The 5,141-nt window shown below is 40.9% G+C and carries 5 protein-coding genes; 2 read left to right on the top strand and 3 right to left on the bottom strand.

Annotated features, from left to right (window positions below):
• Positions 1 to 357: 357 nt before the first annotated feature.
• On the bottom strand, positions 358 to 789 hold the full coding sequence (locus CH373_RS18440) for a DoxX family protein (protein WP_100713991.1): 432 nt from the start codon (positions 787 to 789) through the stop codon (positions 358 to 360).
• A 182-nt stretch (positions 790 to 971) separates the two neighbouring features.
• Here CH373_RS18440 and CH373_RS18435 point away from each other — a divergent pair, with 182 nt between their 5' ends.
• Together CH373_RS18435 and CH373_RS18430 are read left to right on the top strand one after the other, a co-directional pair.
• Positions 972 to 1,208, top strand: coding sequence for a type II toxin-antitoxin system Phd/YefM family antitoxin (locus tag CH373_RS18435; RefSeq protein ID WP_100713967.1), 237 nt, complete (start codon positions 972 to 974; stop codon positions 1,206 to 1,208).
• Positions 1,208 to 1,606, top strand: coding sequence for a type II toxin-antitoxin system VapC family toxin (locus CH373_RS18430; RefSeq protein WP_100713966.1), 399 nt, complete (start codon positions 1,208 to 1,210; stop codon positions 1,604 to 1,606). The genes CH373_RS18435 and CH373_RS18430 overlap by 1 nt, the downstream gene beginning before the upstream one ends.
• 123 nt (positions 1,607 to 1,729) lie before the next feature.
• Here CH373_RS18430 and malQ read toward each other — a convergent pair whose 3' ends face one another.
• Both malQ and CH373_RS18420 read right to left on the bottom strand, forming a co-directional pair.
• Positions 1,730 to 3,823 carry a 4-alpha-glucanotransferase gene (gene malQ, locus CH373_RS18425; RefSeq protein ID WP_100713965.1) on the bottom strand — a complete coding sequence of 698 codons (2,094 nt, stop codon included), beginning with the start codon at positions 3,821 to 3,823 and terminating at the stop codon, positions 1,730 to 1,732.
• The coding region (locus tag CH373_RS18420; RefSeq protein ID WP_243393475.1) for a glycogen debranching protein at positions 3,823 to 5,141 on the bottom strand (1,319 nt) is incomplete at its 5' end. The genes CH373_RS18420 and malQ, both read right to left, overlap by 1 nt.

The following is a 5,141-nucleotide window of genomic DNA, read 5'->3' as shown; positions in this document are numbered from 1 at the left end:
ATTGGTATATTCCGTAACAGAATATGTTCATTTGGAATGTGTAATATTCCATCTTGAAGTATCCGCCAGGGATCGCAGCGATATCCTGAACCGCACCATGCTTGATCGTGGAAGATTGCCATATTAGAAAAGCATAAAATGGTGCGGTGCAGATACAAGCGTAGAGCCCGGTCCGGCAAAGCCGGAGGCGGCAAGCTATAAACTACAGGCAATCCCTCGCCGAGATTTAGACAGGAAACGGGAAACGCATTCCCGAGAGCGAAGCCAGGATGGCGGAGCGTTCCGGAGCTCGTCACAGGAAGTGACGGCGGAGGATGAGGGAAGCGGTTCACGTTTTCGACTGAGCTCAAGAGAAAGTTAAGGGCGTTCTCTCCAGGCCTTCCAGGCTCCCGTAGACCAAAGGGCCCAGGCGACAAGCACTGGTTGGAAAAGTAGACGTATTCCTCTGGAAGTATCAGAATTCAATCCGAAGGCGTTGATTTTGTTCATAAACTGAGAGATATTTCCTGGAAATATTAGTACGAAAAAGATGGCAACTGCCCAACCAACTTCTGCCTTATACTTATAAAGAAATAATAAGGATAACCCAAGCGCTATTTCCGCGAAACCGGAAAGAAGTACAACCAAATCCGGATCCATGGGCAACCACGGAGGGACCTGTGCCAAGAACTCAGTTCTGCGCCAAGTTAAATGGCTTAGTCCAGCGATGCTTAAGAAGGCCCCTAAGACGAATCTAAATATATCTTGAACCCGTGTGGTAACGACCGGGGCTAATCCAAAAATGCTCATCGAATCTGCTCCTATTGCAGTCCTGTTGGACGCATCCACTTAGACGATCTTCGGGCCAAGACTGCTTCTATTTTTAGAATTCTTTTGGGAAGAATCCGGGCAAAATTTAGCGGAATGAATTTGCGTAAGAAATTTCCTATGTTTTATCTTGACAAGTTGTCAACTTACGTTAAATCGTAAGTATGAAATCTTTCCCTGTTGGAGAACTCAAATCTCGATTCTCTGAGGTTTTGGAATATGTTAAGAATGGAGAAAAAGTGGGAATTCTTTTTGGTAAAGGAAAGAAGCCTGTGGCAATGATTGTTCCTATTGAGAAAAAAACTAGTTCAAAAAGAAAAATTGGTCCCCTCGATGGAAAGGTGAAGATCTCTTTTTCGGAAGATTTTAGTATATCTGAAGAGGAATTTCTTAATTTATAATGCCTTATTTATTAGATACTCATGCATTATTATGGATGATCGGAGATTCAAAACAGTTAAGCAAGGAAGTTATTGAGATTATTGAAAATCAAGATAATCAAATTTTTGTAAGTTCAATCTCTTTATGGGAAATCTCTCTAAAGTTCAGGTTAGGAAAGCTAAATCTTTCTGGGATCAAGCCAGAGGATATTTTAAATTATATTGAAAAGTTAAACATTAATACTATTGAACTTAGTCCCGAAGATGCGTCCTCGTACCATAAATTGAAAGAAAGTTTTCATAAGGATCCTTTTGATAGAATGATTATTTGGCAGTGCATCTCTAAAAAATATACTTTGATTTCAAAAGATTCAGTGATGAAAAAGTATAAGAGCTCCGGATTAAAAACCATTTGGTAAGACCGGCGTATAACTAAAGGCTTTTAGCTCTGAGGATAATTATCAAGCGTAAAGGCAGCAAGCTGAAATCCAAAGATTCTCCTTCCTTTAAAGATTCCATTTACTCCAAAAGCGAAATCACCTCTACAGGTATGTTTTCCAAAAGCTTCTATATCTTAATTTCCAGTTCGGATACTCGTCCACAGTTCCCGGAAGGTTCGGTTGCTCTGTTTCTTCCAATATGTCGCCCAATGAGTAGAGCAATATTTGAGAGTTACATTTATCTAATAAACTTAGAAGCTCATTTGTAGAAATTGGAGCTTCTGTGTGCGATGAAATTTCATTTTGCGCCGAAACCTGACGGTACAAAGAAAAGATTTTTTGCTCTTCTAACTTTCTTTCCTTTAACATTTCGGCGTACTGGTCGTTCGAAATCTGCCCTAGCTTGACACGTTCATGAATATCTGCACCGACAAGATAGCCTTTTAACGTCGGCAAGTCATGTGTATTGTGAGTTGCAACTGAATGCCATGGGTAATCGGTTAGGGGCTTAAATTGTCCTGAGGCATCTTTTTCGAATATCAAAACTTTCCAGGAGTAGATTCCGAAATTCATTAAATTGATTTTTACTTCCTCTGGGACATTTCCTAAATCTTCACCAATGACGAGGCAGCGATTTCTCTGACTTTCTAAGGCGATCAATTTTAGCAAATCTTGCCAGGGATAGTTTACGTAGCCTCCGACCTTTGCACCTTCCGGAATCCAAAACAGTTTAAACAATCCTAAAGCATGGTCTATTCTGAGCGCTCCTCCGAATATCATATTTTTTTGAAGTAGTTTCCTGAACAAAATATATTCATTCTGGCGTAGTCTCTGGGGCAAAATGGGGGAAATTCCCCAGTTTTGTCCTTCCGGAGAAAAATGATCCGGAGGAGCTCCTATACTCGCATAAGAGCTGTAAAGTTCCCGATTTGACCAAACCTCGCTTCCTTGGGGATGAGGCGCCACTGCGAGGTCAAGGTAAAGAGCTAATCCGATTTGGTTGAAATGTTCGTTTACTAACGTAAGTTGCCTTTCTGCTTCCCATTGTAAAAACTGAAAAAATTCAATTCGATCCTGGTTGGCTGCGACTTCCTTTGAGACGCTTTCTCCTAAGTAGTTTTCGAACCCTTTAGGCCAGCCTGGATGAAAATTCGGACCGAAGCCTTCTATTTTTTCGCAAAGGCTTTCAAATAAACAATGCTCGAATAAAGCAGAACCTTCTCTTTCTTGAAACTCTTTAAAATTGGCTCGGCTTTTTATTGCCTTATCATCTTTAGAGTTACTAAACTCCAGAAAGGCTTTTTGAAAATATTTGAATTTGAAACGGAATATAAGATCGTAATCGATGCAATCTTGTGACTTTTCGTTTTTAAATATCGGAGATTCTCTTTCAATAGAATATTCGCTATCTTTAATGTTTATGCCTAAGTTTTCAAACAACCAGGGGATATGAATATAAATCGGATTGCGGAAAAGTCGATTCGATGGAGAATACGGACTTCTGTGGTTCGGTAAATGAGAAAAAAGTGAATGTAAAGGATTCATTCCTAGTACGGAAAATCCATTTCTTGTGCAGTCCTTTCCTAATTCCAGTAAATCATTAAAATCTCCGATTCCGTCATTCCAAGGAGTTCTAAGAGAATATAGCTGAGCAGAAATTCCCGTGCGCCTCTCAGTCCAGGTAAAACAGGAACTTGGATGGACTACTAGTAAGGACGAAGTTCCTTGCAAGCTCTCCGCTTTTGCGGAAAACTTTTCCAAAGAAATTTGATGATATCCTTGAGGTAAGTTCCTGGGAATCAATAGTCTATATTCGGCGTATTTATATCCAAAGAAATCTTTTTCCTCTCTTTGGTTAGTTTCAGAGAATGGGAAGGAGAGACAGGAACCATCTTCTAACGAGATTCTGCATTCTGTTTCACCAAAATCCAAAGACAGCGGCCATCTAAACTGTATTTCGATTTCGTTATGCTCTTCCGTGAAAAAGTAAGTTGGTTCAAAAACCTGAGATATTCTTTCTCTCTCTCTTTTGCGAAAAGCCCATTCTGAATTGGAAAGCTCAGCAGAATCTATCCCTAGCGCTTTTAAAATTCCTAAAGCTGTCCTCTCGTCTAACTCGTGTAATTTTCCCTCTAAATCATAATATTCCGGAGCGATTCCGCAAAAGGAGGCTAGCTCTGAGAGTGCCGGATTCATTAAGATTGATTTGTTTTGCAGAGAGGAACGTCCCTGCTTGGATTACAATTTTTGAATACTGCTATGGAACGAGGTCTTAATGTATAGCCTTCCTCATGTATAATGAAATGTTCCGCTTCGTCGAATTTCGGATTCCAAGTGTCGAAAATTCTCATCCAGTGTGTGTTTTCCGAATAACTCGGAATGCTAAACAAAATTTCTCGGTCGGAGGAATTGATCAGAATTAATAAGGTAGTTCCCTGGATCGTTTCTCCATAAGGATCCGTTTCGGCGACTTCTTCCAATGGGAGGAGGATTCCGAGCCATTTTACGTCTCCTGAATTCCATTCCTCGTCTGTCATTTCTCTTCCTGCGCTTGTCAGCCAAAGTATATCTTTTACGGAAGTTCCTCGAATCGGTCTTCCCTGAAAAAAATATCTACGCTTCAAGACACCATTACTTTTTCGAAAACTAACTAAGGACTGTACAAACTTTAGAAAGTCTTCCTCTTCTTCTTTTAACGCCCATCGATAATAGTTTAGTTCGTTGTCCTGGCAATAGGAGTTGTTGTTTCCGTGCTGAGTTCTGCTTAGCTCGTCTCCCCCGGAAATCATTGGAACTCCTTGAGATAACAACAAAGTCGCGATCATGTTCCTCTTGATCCGTTCTCTTATCTCAAGGATTTCTTTCTTATCAGTAGGGCCCTCAACTCCGAAGTTTGAAATAATGGATTCGTTCCATCCATCGTGTCCGTTTTCTAAGTTTCTTTCATTGTGCTTTGTTTCGTAGGAAACTAGATCTTGCAGTGTAAAGCCGTCATGGCATGTGATAAAATTAATACTCGCAGACGGCCTTTTACCACTAGATTCGTAAAGATCGCTGGAGCCCGCGAATCTAGTCGCAGTCTCGCTCAGGATATGGCTATCTCCTCTCCAAAATTTCCTCATGCTATCTCTGTACTTCCCGTTCCACTCCGTCCATAAAACGGGAAAATTTCCTACTTGATACCCGCCTTCGCCTAGATCCCAGGGCTCTGCAATTAGCTTTACTTGGGAAATGACCGGGTCTTGGTGAATGATATCGAAGAATGCGCCTAACGCATTGACTGCATAAAGTTCTCGCGCGAGTGTACTCGCCAAGTCGAATCTAAAACCGTCTACATGCATTTCAGTAATCCAATAGCGCAAACTATCCATGATTAACTGCAACACTCTCGGATTGTTCATGTTCAGGGTATTCCCTGTTCCTGTAAAATCTTCGTATAATATTTGGTTTTCCGGTTTTAATCTATAGTAGCGGTCGTTGTCGATTCCGCGAAAGGAAAGATTCGGTCCGAAGT

The sequence above is a fragment of the Leptospira perolatii genome (assembly GCF_002811875.1).
GTDB lineage: Bacteria > Spirochaetota > Leptospiria > Leptospirales > Leptospiraceae > Leptospira_B > Leptospira_B perolatii.
The sequence above is the reverse complement of the archived record's forward strand: the minus strand, read 5'-3'. Positions and strand labels throughout refer to the sequence as shown.